The sequence below is a fragment of the Zhongshania sp. R06B22 genome (genome assembly GCF_040892595.1).
Classification (GTDB): Bacteria; Pseudomonadota; Gammaproteobacteria; order Pseudomonadales; family Spongiibacteraceae; genus Spongiibacter; species Spongiibacter arctica.
This window is the reverse complement of the sequence record NZ_JBFRYB010000001.1, coordinates 1,639,963-1,655,654: the sequence shown is the minus strand read 5'-3', so window position 1 is coordinate 1,655,654 and position 15,692 is coordinate 1,639,963. Positions and strand designations below refer to the sequence as shown.

The window sequence follows — 15,692 nt, the reverse complement described above, 5'->3', positions numbered from 1 at the left end:
ATGATAGATTCTATGAGTTTTACCTCCCTGGGCTTATCCGCCCAAATTTTGGCGGCTGTTGCCGAGCAAGGTTACGACACCCCTTCCCCCATTCAAGCACAGGCCATTCCAGCAGTATTAGAAGGCCGTGACGTTATGGCCGCAGCGCAAACCGGCACCGGCAAAACAGCGGGATTCACGCTGCCTATTTTGGAATTACTATCCCGAGGCGAGCGCGCTCAGGCGAATCAAGCTCGTGTTTTAATTTTAACGCCAACCCGCGAACTTGCCGCGCAAGTGGGCGAGAGCGTAGCAACATACGGCAAACATTTGCCGCTGCGCTCAGCGGTGGTATTTGGCGGCGTTAAAATCAACCCGCAAATGATTAAATTACGCCGTGGCGTAGACGTGTTAGTTGCCACCCCCGGTCGGCTATTAGACTTGTACAATCAAAACGCCGTCAAATTTAAGCAGCTGGAAATTTTAGTATTGGACGAAGCCGATCGCATGCTAGACATGGGCTTTATTCACGACATTCGTAAAATTCTGGCGGTATTGCCAAAGCAGCGTCAAAACCTGATGTTTTCCGCCACCTTCTCTGGTGATATTCGCGAACTCGCGAAAGGCTTGGTAAACAACCCGGTGGAAATTTCTATTAACCCAGAAATCACAACCGCCAAAAGCGTTACTCAGTCAATTTATCCGGTTGATAAAAGTCAGAAACCAGCCTTATTAACGCATCTGATTAACAGCAATAACTGGCAACAGGTTCTTATATTCTCGAAAACGAAGCATGGAGCCAACCGCCTAGCTGCGCACTTAGAAAAAGCAGGCATCGGCGCCGCAGCGATTCACGGCAATAAAAGCCAGGGCGCGCGCACCAAGGCCTTAGCCGACTTTAAAAGCGGTGCAGTGCGCGCCTTAGTCGCAACCGATATCGCCGCCCGCGGTTTAGATATTGACCAACTTCCACAGGTGGTCAATTTTGATTTACCGAATGTTCCAGAAGACTATGTACACCGTATTGGTCGTACCGGTCGCGCTGGTGCAGTCGGCAGCGCGGTATCCTTGGTTTGCTCGGATGACTTTAAACTATTAGCCGACATCGAGCGTCTAATTCAAGAAGTGCTGCCAAGGGAAACACTGGCTGGCTTTGAGCCAACTCACGCTCTGCCAGAGTCACGTTTAAATCAACGCCCAGCACGGAAGCCTAGACCCAAAAGCCACACTGAACACCGCGATGGTCAGCGCCCCGCCGCCCGCCGTAGCGGACGCCCAAGTGGCAATGGCAACAGCAACGGTAATCGCGCTCGCTCTTCGGCACCAAAAGTCTAATTTAACTAGGCTCCGCAAAGACAAAGGGCGCGTCCCAATCACTGACGCGCCCCTACTCATTCACACTAACTACATGTCGCTTCTTAAGCCCGACTGTTTACCACCCCTGCCGGCTCGCGCTCGAATAAGCCGCTATTTTCTGAATACAGACTGCTAACTCGCCGAGCTTTAAGCGTGTCGACATCTGCTCTTTGTTGAGCCTCGCTTTGCTGACCGTCGCGCAATGAATTCGACTCACTTTCCAAGCTTTGCTGCACAGCTCCCACGCTAGTAGTGCTCACCGTGTTTTGAGAAGTCTGACTCGATTCAGCAAGCAACTCTTGACGCGCCTGAGCTCCAATTCGAGCCGCCTCAGCCGCAACTTGACGGTCTTGACTACTCGGCTCCGCCGGCGCCAAGGCTGCCTGGCGGACAATTTCCATCTTCTCAATGGTAGCTTGAGGGGTCGCGGCTCTAGCCAAATCGATGCTGACCTCTCCATTCACTGCATAATTATTGCCATCAGGGCCGCGCTTAAACTCGTAACTGGGCGAGCCACTGTAACGCCCACCCGCTACTGAGTGAGCAAGCTCGTGATTACGCACCTCGCGGTCGCGGGCGGCTAGATCGCGCACCTCAGCTTGAATGTCCTGCTCTTGCTCGCGGCTCTGCGCGGCGCTGGATGATTTTTCTGCGCTCTCCGCCCGACTTTCTTGCTCATTCGGCGAACCATCACCTACCGTAGCGGATAAACCAAGCTGTTTAGCGGCCTCGCTTTGACCTTCAGCGGACCGACCCCGGCCACCCGTATCCACGGCGTATATCATGCCTTCTGGCGACAATATTGCTTCTGCAAGTAATACCGGTTTTGCCGACAATATTGCCATTTTGGCGGGAGATACCCCCTGCTCGGCGAAAATTGATTCAGCGGTTTTAGAGGGTCTTAGTAGATTTAGGGGAGCTTCTTCAAACTCAGGCGCAGTGACAGGCCTAGGCAGAGCGGTGTTGATGGGCTTTGTATTAGCTACATTTGCGCCCGCCGAGGAAGAAGCCAATTCCACCGGCGTCACTGGCCGTAAACTGGGCCGAGATATAGGATTAATCGACGAGCCGGCTACCGGATTCATCGCCACGCCTCAAACTGGTTAAACTTTGATCTAATTCTAGTCTTATTTATGAAAATTACCAGCGCAAAAAAGCCGAGGCAGGCCCAATAAAGCCCCCTAAAAAATCATTTAAAGACCTTACCGCGCTCAGCCAATCGCATTTATTGCGCTCGGCCTTCACGCCGCCGCTCTGCTATCCTCTTTCGCACCGGTCTGCGCAAGTAATACATCGACAGCCCGCTCAGCATCAATGCCAGCGGGCTAAAACCCACCAATGCCCATATCATCCGACTGCCTAAACCGGCAACATCGCCGAAATGAAGGCGTCGAAAGCTATGGGTGATCTGATCCCCAAGCTCAGCATCCTGAATGTCCCGCGCCGTAATCAGGACACCAGTTTGAGCGTGGTAGCTCAAGGAAACAGAAAATTCACTGAAGAAAGGGTTTTGCCGGTCACGGCCACCTAGCACATTAATGGCATAGCCGGGTTTGGCGGGAAGAGCAATAAAACTCACCTCAAAGCCAGGAAAGCGTTTACGACTTTCCGCCACCAAGGCGTCCACAGACAGACTTGAATTGTACAGCCGCTGATCTACGATATATGGCGCGGCAAGAGGCTGAGCGACGCTGTAGATCAGCTGATTGATATTCCAGTAAGCCCCCGTTACCCCCAGCACTAGAAGCACCGGCGAGACCAGTACACCGACCAATTTGTGCATATCGCCCAGATAGATAATCGGTCGCGCCTGAAAACGAAGGGTGAATAAGACTTTCCAAAACTTGCGATGCAGAATTAAGCCGGTGATTGCTTGCAAGCACATCAACACTGCAAGCAAGGCAGCAATAAATAGACCCACCTTACCTAGCAATAACTGGTAATGGAGTTCACGCAGCGCATCAGTTAAGTAATATCGCGGCGGCTGCGGCGGTGACAATATTTTAGCGGTATAGGGATCGACAAACAGCGAAGACCAATCGCTGCCGCCATGGGCCATCACATAAACCAAATCAGATCGATTTGGCTTCGCAAAAATTCGCCAGCCAGTGACTTCGTAGCCGGGGTAATGACTATTAAATGACTGTAGCAGTGTATCGAAGGGCAAGCGCGTCGCGGTCGCTTCACCAACAAGAACGCGCTCGGGCATCAATATCGAATCTAATTCATGCTTAAACACCAGCGCACTGCCACTAACGCAAATCAGCAACAGTGGCAGGCAGATAAGAAATGCCAATACTCGGTGGATATTAAACAGTATTCTATTCATACCTGCTTAACAGTACGGCATCCGTATACGCAGCTTAACCGCGAATACGGCGCACTCTAAAATTGCGACCTTTGAGTTGCCCTTCACTTAATTTACGCAGCGCATCGGCCACCACATCATTGCGCACCGCCACATAGGCGGTATTGTCAAAGACATGAATTTTCCCAACATCAGTACCTTCAATACCATCTGCGCCGGTAAGGGCACCAACGATATCACCGGGGCGTACCTTTTGCTTTTTACCACCATCAATCTGTAGGCAGGCCATCGGCGGCTTAAAGGTAGGTTTATCTAGATGATTAATATTGGGCAGCGCCTCAGGAACTACCTTGCTGCCACGCATCTCTTCAATACGAGCAATTTTGGCACTTTCGCGCTCGGTATAGAGACTGCAGGCAATCCCTTTTCCGCCCGCTCGCCCGGTACGGCCTATGCGGTGAATATGCACTTCAGCATCGCGAGCAATATGGTAATTAATCACCGCATCCAAGGCATCTATATCCAAACCGCGTGCGGCCACATCAGTGGCAACTAGCACCGACACACTTTTATTGGCGAAACGCACCAAGGTTTGGTCACGCATTTTTTGATCTAGATCGCCGTGTAAGGCCGACACGCTGAATCCGGCTTCGCGCAAATCGTCACACACCTGCTGGGTTTCATGACGGGTATTACAGAATATCACCGTTGAATCAGGGCGGTAACGAAGTAATAGTAATTTAACGGCAACAATGCGCTGGGTATTATCTGCGACTTTAAAAAAGTGCTGGGCAATACTCTCATTATCATGGGTAGACTCTACTTTCACGAGTAAGGGACGCTGCATGATCCGCATCGCCACATCCTGAATCTCGTCGGGATAAGTCGCGCTAAAAAGTAAAGTCTGACGCTCTTTGGGAATATAGCCAATAATAGTATCGAGTGAATCTTGGAAACCCATTTCCAACATACGATCAGCTTCGTCCAATATCAGAGTATTGACGTTTTCTAACTTAAGCGTGCCTTTGCGAACATGCTCTTCAATTCTTCCTGGCGTGCCAACAACGATATGAGCGCCGTGCTCCAACGAGCCAATTTGCGGACCAAAGGGCATGCCACCACAGAGGGTAAGCACTTTAATATTGTGGATGGTACGCGCTAGCTTGCGTAACTCCTTGGCAACTTGGTCGGCCAGTTCACGGGTCGGGCACAAGACCAATGACTGCACATAAAAACGTTTAACATCGAGCTTTTGCAGCTGCGTCAAACCGAATACAGCGGTTTTCCCGGAGCCGGTTTTCCCCTGCGCAATCACGTCTTTGCCATGCAAGGTGTGCGGCAAGGCCTTGGCTTGAATCGGGGTCATTTCGGTATAGCCCAATGAATTCAAGTTATCTAATAAAGCGGGATTTAAGGGAAGGGTAGAAAATTCTAGCTGACTCACGGTGTTTTTCCTGTAATACCGCCAGAATAAACACGCGGCGGTGGCGCAATGTACGCAAATAAAAATAGTGCTTCTGAAAAGAAAAAAGGGCAAGACCCATAGGTCCTGCCCCTTTAGCATTCAATCCACAAGGGTTTGAAGCTGGCTGGAACCCGAAGGCCCAGCCCATAGCAAATTACAGTGCTACGATGTTCTCTGCTTGAGGACCTTTTTGTCCTTGAGTAACAGTGAACTGTACGCGCTGGCCTTCAACCAAAGTTTTGAAGCCTGAACCAGAGATTGCGCTGAAGTGAGCGAAAACGTCTGGGCCAGATTCTTGCTCGATGAAGCCAAAGCCTTTAGATTCGTTGAACCATTTTACTGTGCCAGTAGTAGTAGACATAATTTTATTCCTGATATATTCAAAGGTAATTTTGATCTGAAATCAGACCGATTAGGCTGGAAGTGATTCTATTACTTATGAAGTACAGGACGAAAACTACAGACAGGACTTCGAAATGGTGTACATAAATATAGGTCGAACTTTCTAGCTGGGAGTGAGTATATAGACATTTCCGTGCTTGTCTACCCTTTATCACAAGCAAATCCCTGTGTAATACCCTTATAAAAGCAGGGTTTACACAGAAATCAAGAAATGAGTATCAACACTGCAGGCGACATTCCGCCAAGGACTCCTCATCCAGATAAGTAATGCTAGAAGTATTAAAATTCAAGTCGACGAAGAGATGGCAGTAATAATCGCCATGCCGCCATGCCATTGAGACGCTGGAATCATTGGAGTAGCCCAGCTCAAAATGACCATCAAATGCGGGGTAATTACTTCTAAAGCGCATCAGAGCAAGCAATCGCTGCACCACCGGCTGCTCAACTGCCTCATCCACTTCGTTCATTGTATAGAAATGACGGTTAATATCCCGTAGCTCACCCGTCTCCTCCATCAATTCATTGTCATTGCAGCCCGCCAACAGGCCAACGTAGTAAACCTGCGGAATACCTGGCGAGAAAAACTGGATCGCACGCGCTGCCAAATAGGCATCATCGTTGCGCATCAAGGCATCGTAAAAGGTACACGTCAGCTGGTAGATAGCGCCAACACTGTGAATATTAGCCGCCGAGCGCCGCAGTATGGGGTCGGCACTGCGACTGGAAATATTATCGATCAAGGCGCGGATCTTTTCTTCCGGCAACACCCCTTCCACATCCGGAATACAAATGCCGTCGTGGGTATCAAGCACCGTGACCATATTGCGCGGACACATTCGCAGCCAGTTCTTTAGGTAAACGCTATTGGCATCAAGTAGCGAAAACAGCAACAGCGGCGGCAAGGCAAAACCATAGGGATGCATATTACGGCGGCTGATAGCGTACTGATAACTGCTGTGATCATGCACCTCTGGCAAGACCTCCGCGCCGTGCAACTGGGCAACACTATTGATCCAATCGAGGTTGCGGTAGACATCCGGTTCAACCAAAAAACAACTCGTGCCAATACGCTTGGTCGTATATCCAAAGGCATCAAGGCGGAATAACTTCACCCCGCGCTGGGCGAGAAAACCGATATAATTCTCCATCAGCTGAAAGGTCTGATCAGATTCATAATTTAAATCAATCTGATGCTCGGTAAAGGTACACCAAACTCGGCCGGTGCTGCCGTCGGCAAAGTCCACCCGCCGAAACGGCTCCTTCTCCTTGCGGATATGAATTTTTGCTAGATCATCAGGACTGATCTCACCAAACTTATCGACATGCACAAAGAGATCGGCATATTCAGAATCGTAGCCCTTGGCAACGAAGTCCTTAAACTCCTCAGATTCGTCAGAAATATGATTGACGGTGACATCGCAACAGAGGTCATATTTTACCGAAATTCGCTCTATATCGTCCCAATCACCGTATTCCGGATCGACTTCTTTGTGGGTCAATGGCGAAAATCCCGCATCAGCATTGGACGGAAAAAAAGGCAGTATATGCACGCCACCTATCGCTTCCGAAAAATGCTTCTCAATGACAGTGTGTAAATCTTTAAGATTATTACCAAGACGATTGGGATAACAAATTAACTGCACAGCATTGCGCAAGGCCATACGACGGCTCCGGTCTATCAGGGATACATAACCATAACCATTGACCAGCAAGCATGCAAACTAACAGCGGCATTCCATGGCCAGAATGTCGGTATTTTCAGGACCAGATCACAATATCTGGAGAAAGAGCCCTACTTCATTGTGCTTAGCAGGAAAAGCAATAACTAAATTAACACACAGTCATTTCTTCACAGGCGGAGGAAATTAAACCCAGAAAAACGTATCTAGATACATTAATGGCAGTCTTGATTATCGAAAAAATAAATCGGAAATCACAGCAATAAAAAATCATTTATCGATGTCATTCCCGACGCTAAAAAATTGCCATTAAATCATCAAGCCAGCCTAGGCTTTAAATTTATATTTAATAGGTAATGAGCTTAAGCCACTCACAAAATGACTTGGAATATAGGCAGGCTCGCCATTCAATTCAATGCTTTCCAGCTGGGGCAGCAGCAAACGCAAAAATGTCTCCACTTCCATTCTTGCCAAATGCATACCCAAACAGTTATGACGGCCTTGGCCGAATGCCAGATGCTTACTTGCCTTGCGCGACACGTCAAAAACCTCTGGCTGCGGGATGGCGTCACCATCCCGATTGGCCGCTTCAAAAAACATGGCAACGGTATCGCCTTTTTTAAGACTCACACCACGTAGCTCGGTATCCGCAAGCACGGTTCTCGCAAAGTGCTTCACCGGTGTCACCCAGCGAACACACTCATCGGCAGCGGCTGGATAAAGGCTAGGATCATCAAGTAAAGCTTTACGCTGCGCCGGGTTTTGAATAAGGGCCTGCAAGCCGCCAGCGATCGTTGCACTAGTGGTATCGTGACCCGCAGTAGCTAGCAACACAAAATACGAGGTCAGGGTAAACGGATCGATCAATTCACCGTCGAGTCTTGCATTGGCTAGCACGCTGGCAATATCGTCTCTTGGCGCGGCGCGGCGATCATCTGCTAGCACCGTAAAATACTCCGCCATTGCCTGCACGCACTCCATAAACACGGTCATGGAATCTTTTTCGGCGCTAGCAAAACCCTCTGGAGCAAAGAGGCGCTGGGTTAAATCTAGTATATGGGCCTCATCGCTCTCGGGAATACCGATCAGCTGCAGCACAACCCGCAAGGGATACCAAAAAGCAATGTCACTGGCAAAATCGCACTCACCATCCATATCTTTCATTCGCTCGATAAAGCTTTCTGCCAGCTCGGCAACATGACCGCGCATTTTGGCAATATTGGCCGGCATAAACCAATCACGGGTAATTTTACGCAGGGCTAAATGACGCTCACCATCCATGTGAACCAGGGTTTTCACCCCCATGATTTCACCGAAGCGCTCTTGATTTAATTTTTCTAAGGCCTCTAAAATTAAGACCGCTCTGGGCTCTGCGCTAAATAGCTCAGGATTCGATTCGATATAGCGAATATCTTCGTAACGGGTTATCGCCCAATACGGACGAATATCCTCAGGCTCGATCAAACAGATCGGCCGATGCTCACGCAATTCCGCTAATTTAGCGCTAATGTCCGCAGGACGCGTGTAAGACATTGCATCGCTAAGTATTGAGTCACTGAGACCGCCCATAATCATTTCCTTTAATAACGAATAGCTTGAATACTAAACCCCAGTTAGCACTGCGGTTTTTCTAAGTTTTATTTATAAGGTTTTAAGATATTCTTTAATAGCACGTCGCTCGGTGTCATTCAGCACACTGGTAAATTCATGACCACCGTTACCTTGGCTGTAGAGTTTAGTGTTATAGATTTTTCGCTCTTCAATCTGCTGATCGCTCACAATCGGCACATTCAATAAATTCCATGCCAGACCACCGTTACCCCAAAGCACCGATAATGCATCTTGTAAAACTGGGCCGCTAGAATCGAGTGGATTGCAGTCCACACCGGGGGTAGCGGCACCAATTAATGGTAATGCCAAACCCGAGCCGCATTCCAGCTCGTCATAACGCCACCCTATTTTTTCAGCGTCGTATCCAGTTTTAAGACTGTAATCAAAGCCCATTACCACCTGCCCCGCTAAGTCTGTCGGCGCATCCTTCGAAAGCCGACGCCAAATGGTGGGCCGCACGGCCGGATTTAGGACACCGTCGATATTCGGCACCGAGCCATTATGGAAATATGGCGCCGTAGCCCATACCCCATAAAGCGGCGGCGCTAAATAGCCCAGTTCGCGATCACCGCGCAAAGACTCATCAGCCCAGTTACCACATAGCGATACGCCGTCATCGTTATATGGCCCCTCCGAATAGGCAAACCAATTGTTTTTCGAATATTCCGCCACCCGTGGGGAGTTGCCATTCAGGCGCGCCGGATCCGTATCAATAATATTAATGGGTGTGATATACGCCGCCACCCCATCTAACAATGGCGAATCTAAGTAAGTGGGATCATTAACATAGCGCGGTGAGTACGCACCATGGCAGCTTGCACACGATCCATTGCCGCCTTCCGGACGCGGTGTGGGATTATTCAAACTCGGCGCCCATAAATTTTTAGCATGAAATAGCACCGCGCCAGCTTCCGCCAAGGATCTATCTACACTGCCTAACACCGATTCTGGCCACGGCGGTGACTTAAGCGAGCTAATCCACGCATCGCTATCTTGCTGATTATCCAATATCCATTGTTTGGCACCTTCAATATCATTGAAGAAATCAGGAAAGTGAAACGACAGCTCAATGCGTTTGGCATCGACGACCTGACCACCGTCATAGAATTTCGCGCTGCGACTGCCCACATTCCACCACACAGGCGGATCTTCGGTGCCGGTAGAAGGCTCAGCCTGAATAGTGAGATAAGACGGAATGGTGTCGTAATCAGCAAGCGTCAGCGTGCCGAAAAGTTGAAAGTTAGTGATATTACCTGTGCCGCGCACCTTATTCTGAGAGATGATCGCCAGCGCCGCCTGCTGCGGCGCCAAACGCGCCAGTTCAGAAAACATCACGGTAATATCGCTGAGACTATTATTGCCATACATTGCCCCCAGCCCCTCAGCTTCATCAGCCGTTCCCACCGCCCCGCCATGACAAATACTGCAAGTGACATTGAGTTGTCCGGTCCAGCTTCCGTTGGCCTCGCGGAGCTGGGTCACTCCCATTGGCAGCTGACCGCTGCCGCCATCACTTAGATTTGGATCTTCGCCAGGCAAGGGATAGGGGTTGCGAACAACTGACAGCGGCATACCCCAGCGCTGGGCGACTAATTCATCGTACTGAAGCGGGCGCTCACTCAGGCCCCAAATCGATTTCCACATCTCTGCATAGGCATCAGCGGGAAACGAAAATCCTGACTCACTAGCGTCACCGGAAAAGAAACTAGCAGCGCCAGGTCGCCCCTCGGCGGCAACCAAGGCCAGACCATGCTCTGCACGCTGACGAAGCTCACCACAATTGGCCGGCTGATTATCTTCTTGGCAAGTTTGCCACCATGCATTCATCAACACGGCCTTATTTTCGTTAACACCCGGCACCACCATTTCACGGGGATCGGCAGGCACAGCTGTGTTATCAGGTTTATCGGCACAGTAATCATGCCAATAATGGCCGCCGCGCCGACTCACTAGCAGTGACAACGACTCCGTATCAGTGTCCGAGCCAGTATCACCGCTAGTGTCGTCACCACCGGGATTAAGTACCTGCGGTGATGGGTTACTCGATGAACCGCCGCATGCCGCCAGCAGCAACAGGGAATATGCCGCCAAAACCAATAGACTTTTCTGCATTTGAACGCTGCCTCATCTTACTTTTTTATTTTTATCTTTGTGCTTGGAGCAATATCGTACACTTGTATGATTTTGTTATTTGTACATTTGTATGATATTTGAGTCAAGTGATATGATGCCGCCATGACTGAAATTACCGCCATCACTTCTGCCCCATCAGCTGCTAGACCCCCGCAACAAGCGCGCGGCCGCCAGCGATTTGAGCGCATTCTCGAAGCCGCTGAGGCGCAGTTAATTCAGGGGGGCTTAAGCAGTTTCTCGATTCCAGAACTAGCATCGTCACTGAATTGTACGCGAACCAGTATTTACCATTTTTTCCCCAGCCCCTATGCCATTCTCAATGAACTCACGCGGCGACACTTAATCACACTGGAAGAGGAAGTTGAAAAACTAAGTTATGCCATAGAAGGCAAACCATGGCAGCAAGTTATTAGTGAGGTCGCAGACATTGTCGCCAACTATTACAACCACCATCAAGCTGCTGGCATACTAATACTTGGCAGCGTGGCAAGTCATGAAAGTCATCAGGCTTTGCACCTGACCATTTCTCATATCGGCCGCCACGTCGACACCTTAATGCGCGCCATCGGTGTGACCTTGGCGGATGAAAATCCTGACGCCAAAGCGCTTGTTGTCGAGTTGGGTACCGCCTGCTTGCGGCTGTCATATTTTCTGCATGGCGAAATCACACCAGCCTATCGGCGCGAATGCGCCGCAGCCATGATCGCGTATTTAGAACGTATTATTGCCGGGCAAAAAAGTTAGTCACAGTAAAGCGCCACCATCAACATTGACAGCCAATTTCAGCGACCAAGATAAAAGATAAAAGATAAAAGATAAAAGATAAAAGATAAAAGATAAAAGATAAAACACCTTAAGCGGCCCAAATTAGCTAAGCCACTTTAGATGCTAGGTCACTTGACGGCAACGCACTATCGCCACTTCGGCAGGCATCCACAGCGTTCATAAACTCGTCGCTCCACACCTTAATATCATAGTGCTGAACCACATCGTAGGCTTCACGCATGCGGCTACGCGCCTCTTCCCGCTCTAGGGTTAACGCCAAATAGCAGGTTCTAACCATCTCATTGCGGTCATGTGGATTAGCCAAGATCGGGCCGCGCAATTCAGCAGCCGCACCGGCAAATTCAGACAATACCAATACGCCCGAGCCATCCGTCATACCCTGGGTGGCAATATATTCCTTGGCCACCAAGTTAAGCCCGTCGCGCAGCGGTGTAATCCACATCACATCTGCCATGCTGTAATAAGCCACTAATTCGGCAAAGGGCAAACTGCGGAAGAAAAACTGCAGCGGCGTCCAGCCAACTTTTGCAAATCGGCCGTTAATCCGCCCCACCGCCTGCTCAATCTGAGTTTGTAAATCGCGATAAATCGCCATTTCACTAGCAGCCGGCACACACACCATCATCAAAGTAACTTTGTCGTGCAAATCCGGGTATTCATCCAGCAAGCGTTCGTAGGCCTCAAGCTGTTCTAATATGCCTTTTGTATAGTCCAGTCTGCCCACCGATAAAATCATCCGGGTGCCATGCAACTCAAGCCTAAGCTCATCCATGCGCCGCTGAATTTTCTCGTCCTTGAGTGCGCTCTCTACCCGTTTCAAGTCCAATCCAACCGGGTGTGCCCCCAAGCGGATAAGGCGATCATTGACCTTTATCTCGGTAGTCATTTCATCCAGGCCTACCGCGCAGCCATAGGTAAAGAAACGCGGAGCACAGTTCATTTTCGTCGTCACTTCTAGGGGCGTGACACCCCTTGCCACATCGACAAAATTTTCGGACTGGCGCGGAATATGGAAGCCGATATAGTCACATTGTAATAGGCTGCCAATAATATCTCGGCGCCAGGGAATAACATTGAAAACATCCGCTGAGGGAAAGTATGTGTGATGGAAAAAGGCGATAACAACATCGGGACGCAACTCGCGCAAATAGGCCGGCACCATCCACAAATTGTAATCATGTATCCAAACCGTTGCGCCTTCAGCGGCCTCTGCCGCCGCCGCTTCCGCGAAGCGTCGATTCACATCAAGAAACACCTGCCAATGATCTTCGCGGAAGGTCGCTCGTTCCCAAAAAGTATGCAGTGTTGGCCAGAATGCCTCTTTGGAAAATTTCTTGTAAAAAATATCGACATCCCTTTTGCTCAAGGCAACCCGCGACGCCACCAAGTTAGGATACTGCGCGGTATCGACCTCGGTATGGGTTTCAAACTTGCCGTCCTCAGGTTCGTGAATTGACCACGCCACCCATGAACCCGCACGCCCATCCGCAAAAAAGCTCATCAAGGTAGGGATAATACCGTTTGGTGAGGTGGGCTTGCGACGAACCGTGACGCCATCCTCACGAAATTCTTCATAGGGAAGCCGGTGATATACAATCACCAGGTCAGACTTTCCCGGCACCGCTACATCGCGCTGCTCTGCCTCCATACCCGCTGTGCCCAAAAAACCAAAATACTCGAAGGCTTGCAGAATACCACCGCATCCCGGATGGTCAGCGTGATACACCCGCGCCTGATTTTCAGTCTCTTTCAATAAGCCGGCTTCGGACTCACCCACACAAACACCAATAAAACCGTGCTCGTACATTGACAGGTCATTTAAGGTATCGCCAGCAACCAATACATTTTCGTCGCCAATATCAAGCAGCTCTACCAAGCCTCGCAAGGTAGAGCCCTTGTTGACCCCCTTGGGTAAAATATCCAGATACAAGCCTGCCGAATACAGGAGCTCGCAATCCAAGTCACGAACCACTTCTTCGAGTTCACTAGTAACGGCATCCGCGCCACAAAAGAAGGAAAAGCGCCGTTCTTGTGGAACATCCTGACGCTGTAAATTGGGGATATGGGCAACGGCTTGCTCAACCACATGTTCACCGGGCCAGCGTTTATCAATATCGCCCTGCAGTGGTTGGATAGCTTGTTGCGTGTGCCCATCAACAACGGTGCAACCTACATCGCAAATAATATAATCGGGTTCTGGAATAGTCGGATCGGAAAGCAGCGGCAATACGGACTCAAGTCCACGACCGGTTACAAAGGCCAGCTTGATTTCGGGGTGCGCTGCAATCAACTGATAAAGCTTGTGGCGTTGCTCGTTATCGCCAGCGAGAAATGTACCGTCTAAATCTGTTGCTAAAAGCATTAGTAATACCTGCGTTTAATCGCAGAGCCCAGCTCCCACCAGACTCCGGGTGCTGTTATAAAAAGTTCATAACACCAACATACTACACAGCCAAACCACACAATGATTTAAATAGTTCAGCTGTGTAAAGTTTCACAGCGATACATGCAGGGATTGTGCCGACTACAAATCAGCATTCCATAACAAGCTCGCTAAAAGCGCCACCATTGGCGCCCATAGCCATGTTTAAAAAAAAAGAAATTTTATCAAAAAATTTAAATCCCACTACTGCTCAGTCGTTAGCACATCAGTAAATTAAAAAAGCGCACCAAAATTGACCGCCCGACAAATTTCATAAAAATAGTCAAAAGTAAGTTTGCCCCAACACAAAAGCTGTGCGACAGTAAAAACGTAATGACTGATTTCTGGCTAGATACAATGGCCGCCGCGCAGACCCTACGCCGCGACCTACACGCCCACCCCGAGCCTGGCTGGCACGAGGTCCGTACCGCTGAAACCGTGCGTAACACCCTCAACCAACTAGCTATACCATGGCGCAAATGCGCGGGAACTGGCACCATAGCCACCTTGGCGACAGCCACACCTCAAGCTGGCGCTAAACACATCGCTCTCAGGGGTGACATCGACGCCCTTCCTATTATTGAACAAACCGGTAAGGCGTGGTCATCTACCCATACTGGCTGCATGCACGCCTGTGGCCACGATGGACATACCGCCACATTATTAGCCACCGCGCGGTGGTTAAAACACAATGAACAAAGCCTAAGCCACCCTGTCACATTGTTATTCCAACCAGCAGAAGAAGGCGGACATGGCGCGCGGGAAATGATAAATGAGGGCGCATTAGACGGTATCGACGAAATATACGGCTGGCACAACTGGCCAGCGATCCCCTTCGGCAAGCTGGTCTGTCCTGACGATATTGTTATGTGTGGCAACGGCACCTTTTCTATTACCGTTACTGGCAAAGGTGGGCATGCCAGTCAACCTGAACTCTGCCGCGATCCAGTGCTTGCCGCCAGTGCTATCACCCTTGCTCTACAACAGATCGTGAGTCGCCGCTTGGCGCCGCAACAAGCCGCGGTGATCAGCGTAACCTCATTTATGGCTGATAGCGGACCCACCATTATTCCGCAACAAGCGGTATTGGGCGGCAGTATAAGAGTGCCGGATCAGAACACACGGGATCAAATTAACGCTCTCATCACCGAGGTAAGCCAGCAAACCGCGCGTAGCTATGGCGTGGAATGCAGCGTGGAAATTACGCCTCGCTATCACGCGACTATCAATCACCCCGCTCAAGCCGGCCACGTTCGGCAGTTATGGCAAGAAAGCTATGGTGCCGACGCGATCGATCAAAACGTCCGGACTCCAATTATGGCGTCTGAAGATTTTAGTTATTATCTGCGGGAAATTCCCGGCGCGTTTGCGCTGATCGGCGCAGATGATGGCGACGAGCACCATCAAGTGCCCTGTCACAGCCCCCACTATGATTTTAACGACAAACTAATTCCCTTGGTGAGCAATTTATTTTCTCGCCTATGTGGTGTGACGACGCCCGAAAAACCTGCAAAACAAACCATTTTAAAATAGTAAACCGTCGACACGTCG

General features: G+C 49.9%; 11 protein-coding genes. 3 read left to right on the top strand and 8 right to left on the bottom strand.

Features of this window, described 5'->3' with window-relative positions; genetic code table 11:
• Window positions 1-12 precede the first annotated feature (12 nt).
• Window positions 13-1,314 (top strand): DEAD/DEAH box helicase, encoded by a 1,302-nt coding sequence (locus tag AB4875_RS07440; protein ID WP_368375422.1) that lies wholly within the window; start codon window positions 13-15, stop codon window positions 1,312-1,314.
• An 83-nt stretch (window positions 1,315-1,397) separates the two neighbouring features.
• On the opposite strand, the gene AB4875_RS07435 is transcribed toward AB4875_RS07440, so the two are convergent.
• The 7 genes from AB4875_RS07435 to roxB all read right to left on the bottom strand — a co-directional run bounded on the left by AB4875_RS07435 (window position 1,398) and on the right by roxB (window position 10,912).
• A complete protein-coding gene (locus tag AB4875_RS07435) occupies window positions 1,398-2,420 on the bottom strand; it encodes a putative metalloprotease CJM1_0395 family protein (protein ID WP_368375421.1) in 1,023 nt (340 codons plus the stop codon).
• 140 nt (window positions 2,421-2,560) lie between these two features.
• Complete coding sequence (locus AB4875_RS07430; protein WP_368375420.1) at window positions 2,561-3,664, bottom strand: PepSY-associated TM helix domain-containing protein; 1,104 nt, start codon at window positions 3,662-3,664, stop codon at window positions 2,561-2,563.
• Between the two features lie 34 nt (window positions 3,665-3,698).
• Window positions 3,699-5,087 carry an ATP-dependent RNA helicase DbpA gene (dbpA, locus tag AB4875_RS07425; RefSeq protein ID WP_368375419.1) on the bottom strand — a complete coding sequence of 463 codons (1,389 nt, stop codon included), beginning with the start codon at window positions 5,085-5,087 and terminating at the stop codon, window positions 3,699-3,701.
• A 175-nt stretch (window positions 5,088-5,262) separates the two neighbouring features.
• The gene (locus AB4875_RS07420; protein WP_008251819.1) at window positions 5,263-5,469 is read right to left on the bottom strand and encodes a cold-shock protein; all 207 of its coding nucleotides are present in this window, start codon (window positions 5,467-5,469) and stop codon (window positions 5,263-5,265) included.
• 259 nt (window positions 5,470-5,728) lie between these two features.
• Entirely contained in the window at window positions 5,729-7,171 is a 1,443-nt protein-coding gene (gene gtfA / locus AB4875_RS07415; protein ID WP_368375418.1) for a sucrose phosphorylase, read from the bottom strand.
• A 345-nt stretch (window positions 7,172-7,516) separates the two neighbouring features.
• Window positions 7,517-8,758 carry a cytochrome P450 gene (locus AB4875_RS07410; protein ID WP_368375417.1) on the bottom strand — a complete coding sequence of 414 codons (1,242 nt, stop codon included), beginning with the start codon at window positions 8,756-8,758 and terminating at the stop codon, window positions 7,517-7,519.
• A gap of 72 nt (window positions 8,759-8,830) precedes the next feature.
• On the bottom strand, window positions 8,831-10,912 hold the full coding sequence (gene roxB, locus AB4875_RS07405) for a rubber dioxygenase RoxB (protein WP_368375416.1): 2,082 nt from the start codon (window positions 10,910-10,912) through the stop codon (window positions 8,831-8,833).
• 123 nt (window positions 10,913-11,035) lie between these two features.
• On the opposite strand from roxB, the gene AB4875_RS07400 reads away from it, so the two are divergent.
• Window positions 11,036-11,677, top strand: a complete 642-nt coding sequence (locus AB4875_RS07400; RefSeq protein ID WP_368375415.1) for a TetR/AcrR family transcriptional regulator — start codon at window positions 11,036-11,038, stop codon at window positions 11,675-11,677.
• A gap of 127 nt (window positions 11,678-11,804) precedes the next feature.
• Here the strand turns inward: AB4875_RS07400 and ggpS are convergent, their stop codons facing one another.
• Window positions 11,805-14,081 carry a glucosylglycerol-phosphate synthase gene (gene ggpS, locus AB4875_RS07395; protein WP_368375414.1) on the bottom strand — a complete coding sequence of 759 codons (2,277 nt, stop codon included), beginning with the start codon at window positions 14,079-14,081 and terminating at the stop codon, window positions 11,805-11,807.
• 393 nt (window positions 14,082-14,474) lie between these two features.
• Between ggpS and doeB2 the strand changes: the two genes are divergently transcribed.
• The gene (doeB2, locus tag AB4875_RS07390) at window positions 14,475-15,674 is read left to right on the top strand and encodes a N(2)-acetyl-L-2,4-diaminobutanoate deacetylase DoeB2 (RefSeq protein WP_368375413.1); all 1,200 of its coding nucleotides are present in this window, start codon (window positions 14,475-14,477) and stop codon (window positions 15,672-15,674) included.
• Window positions 15,675-15,692 lie beyond the last annotated feature (18 nt).

Bases quoted from the DNA above. Each gene is read 5' to 3' on its own strand.
- AB4875_RS07440 (WP_368375422.1), top strand. From the start codon at position 13: ATGAGTTTTACCTCCCTGGGCTTATCCGCCCAAATTTTGGCGGCTGTT.
- AB4875_RS07435 (WP_368375421.1), bottom strand. From the start codon at position 2,420: ATGAATCCGGTAGCCGGCTCGTCGATTAATCCTATATCTCGGCCCAGT.
- AB4875_RS07430 (WP_368375420.1), bottom strand. From the start codon at position 3,664: ATGAATAGAATACTGTTTAATATCCACCGAGTATTGGCATTTCTTATC.
- AB4875_RS07420 (WP_008251819.1), bottom strand. From the start codon at position 5,469: ATGTCTACTACTACTGGCACAGTAAAATGGTTCAACGAATCTAAAGGC.
- gtfA (WP_368375418.1), bottom strand. From the start codon at position 7,171: ATGGCCTTGCGCAATGCTGTGCAGTTAATTTGTTATCCCAATCGTCTT.
- AB4875_RS07410 (WP_368375417.1), bottom strand. From the start codon at position 8,758: ATGGGCGGTCTCAGTGACTCAATACTTAGCGATGCAATGTCTTACACG.
- roxB (WP_368375416.1), bottom strand. From the start codon at position 10,912: ATGCAGAAAAGTCTATTGGTTTTGGCGGCATATTCCCTGTTGCTGCTG.
- AB4875_RS07400 (WP_368375415.1), top strand. From the start codon at position 11,036: ATGACTGAAATTACCGCCATCACTTCTGCCCCATCAGCTGCTAGACCC.
- ggpS (WP_368375414.1), bottom strand. From the start codon at position 14,081: ATGCTTTTAGCAACAGATTTAGACGGTACATTTCTCGCTGGCGATAAC.
- doeB2 (WP_368375413.1), top strand. From the start codon at position 14,475: ATGACTGATTTCTGGCTAGATACAATGGCCGCCGCGCAGACCCTACGC.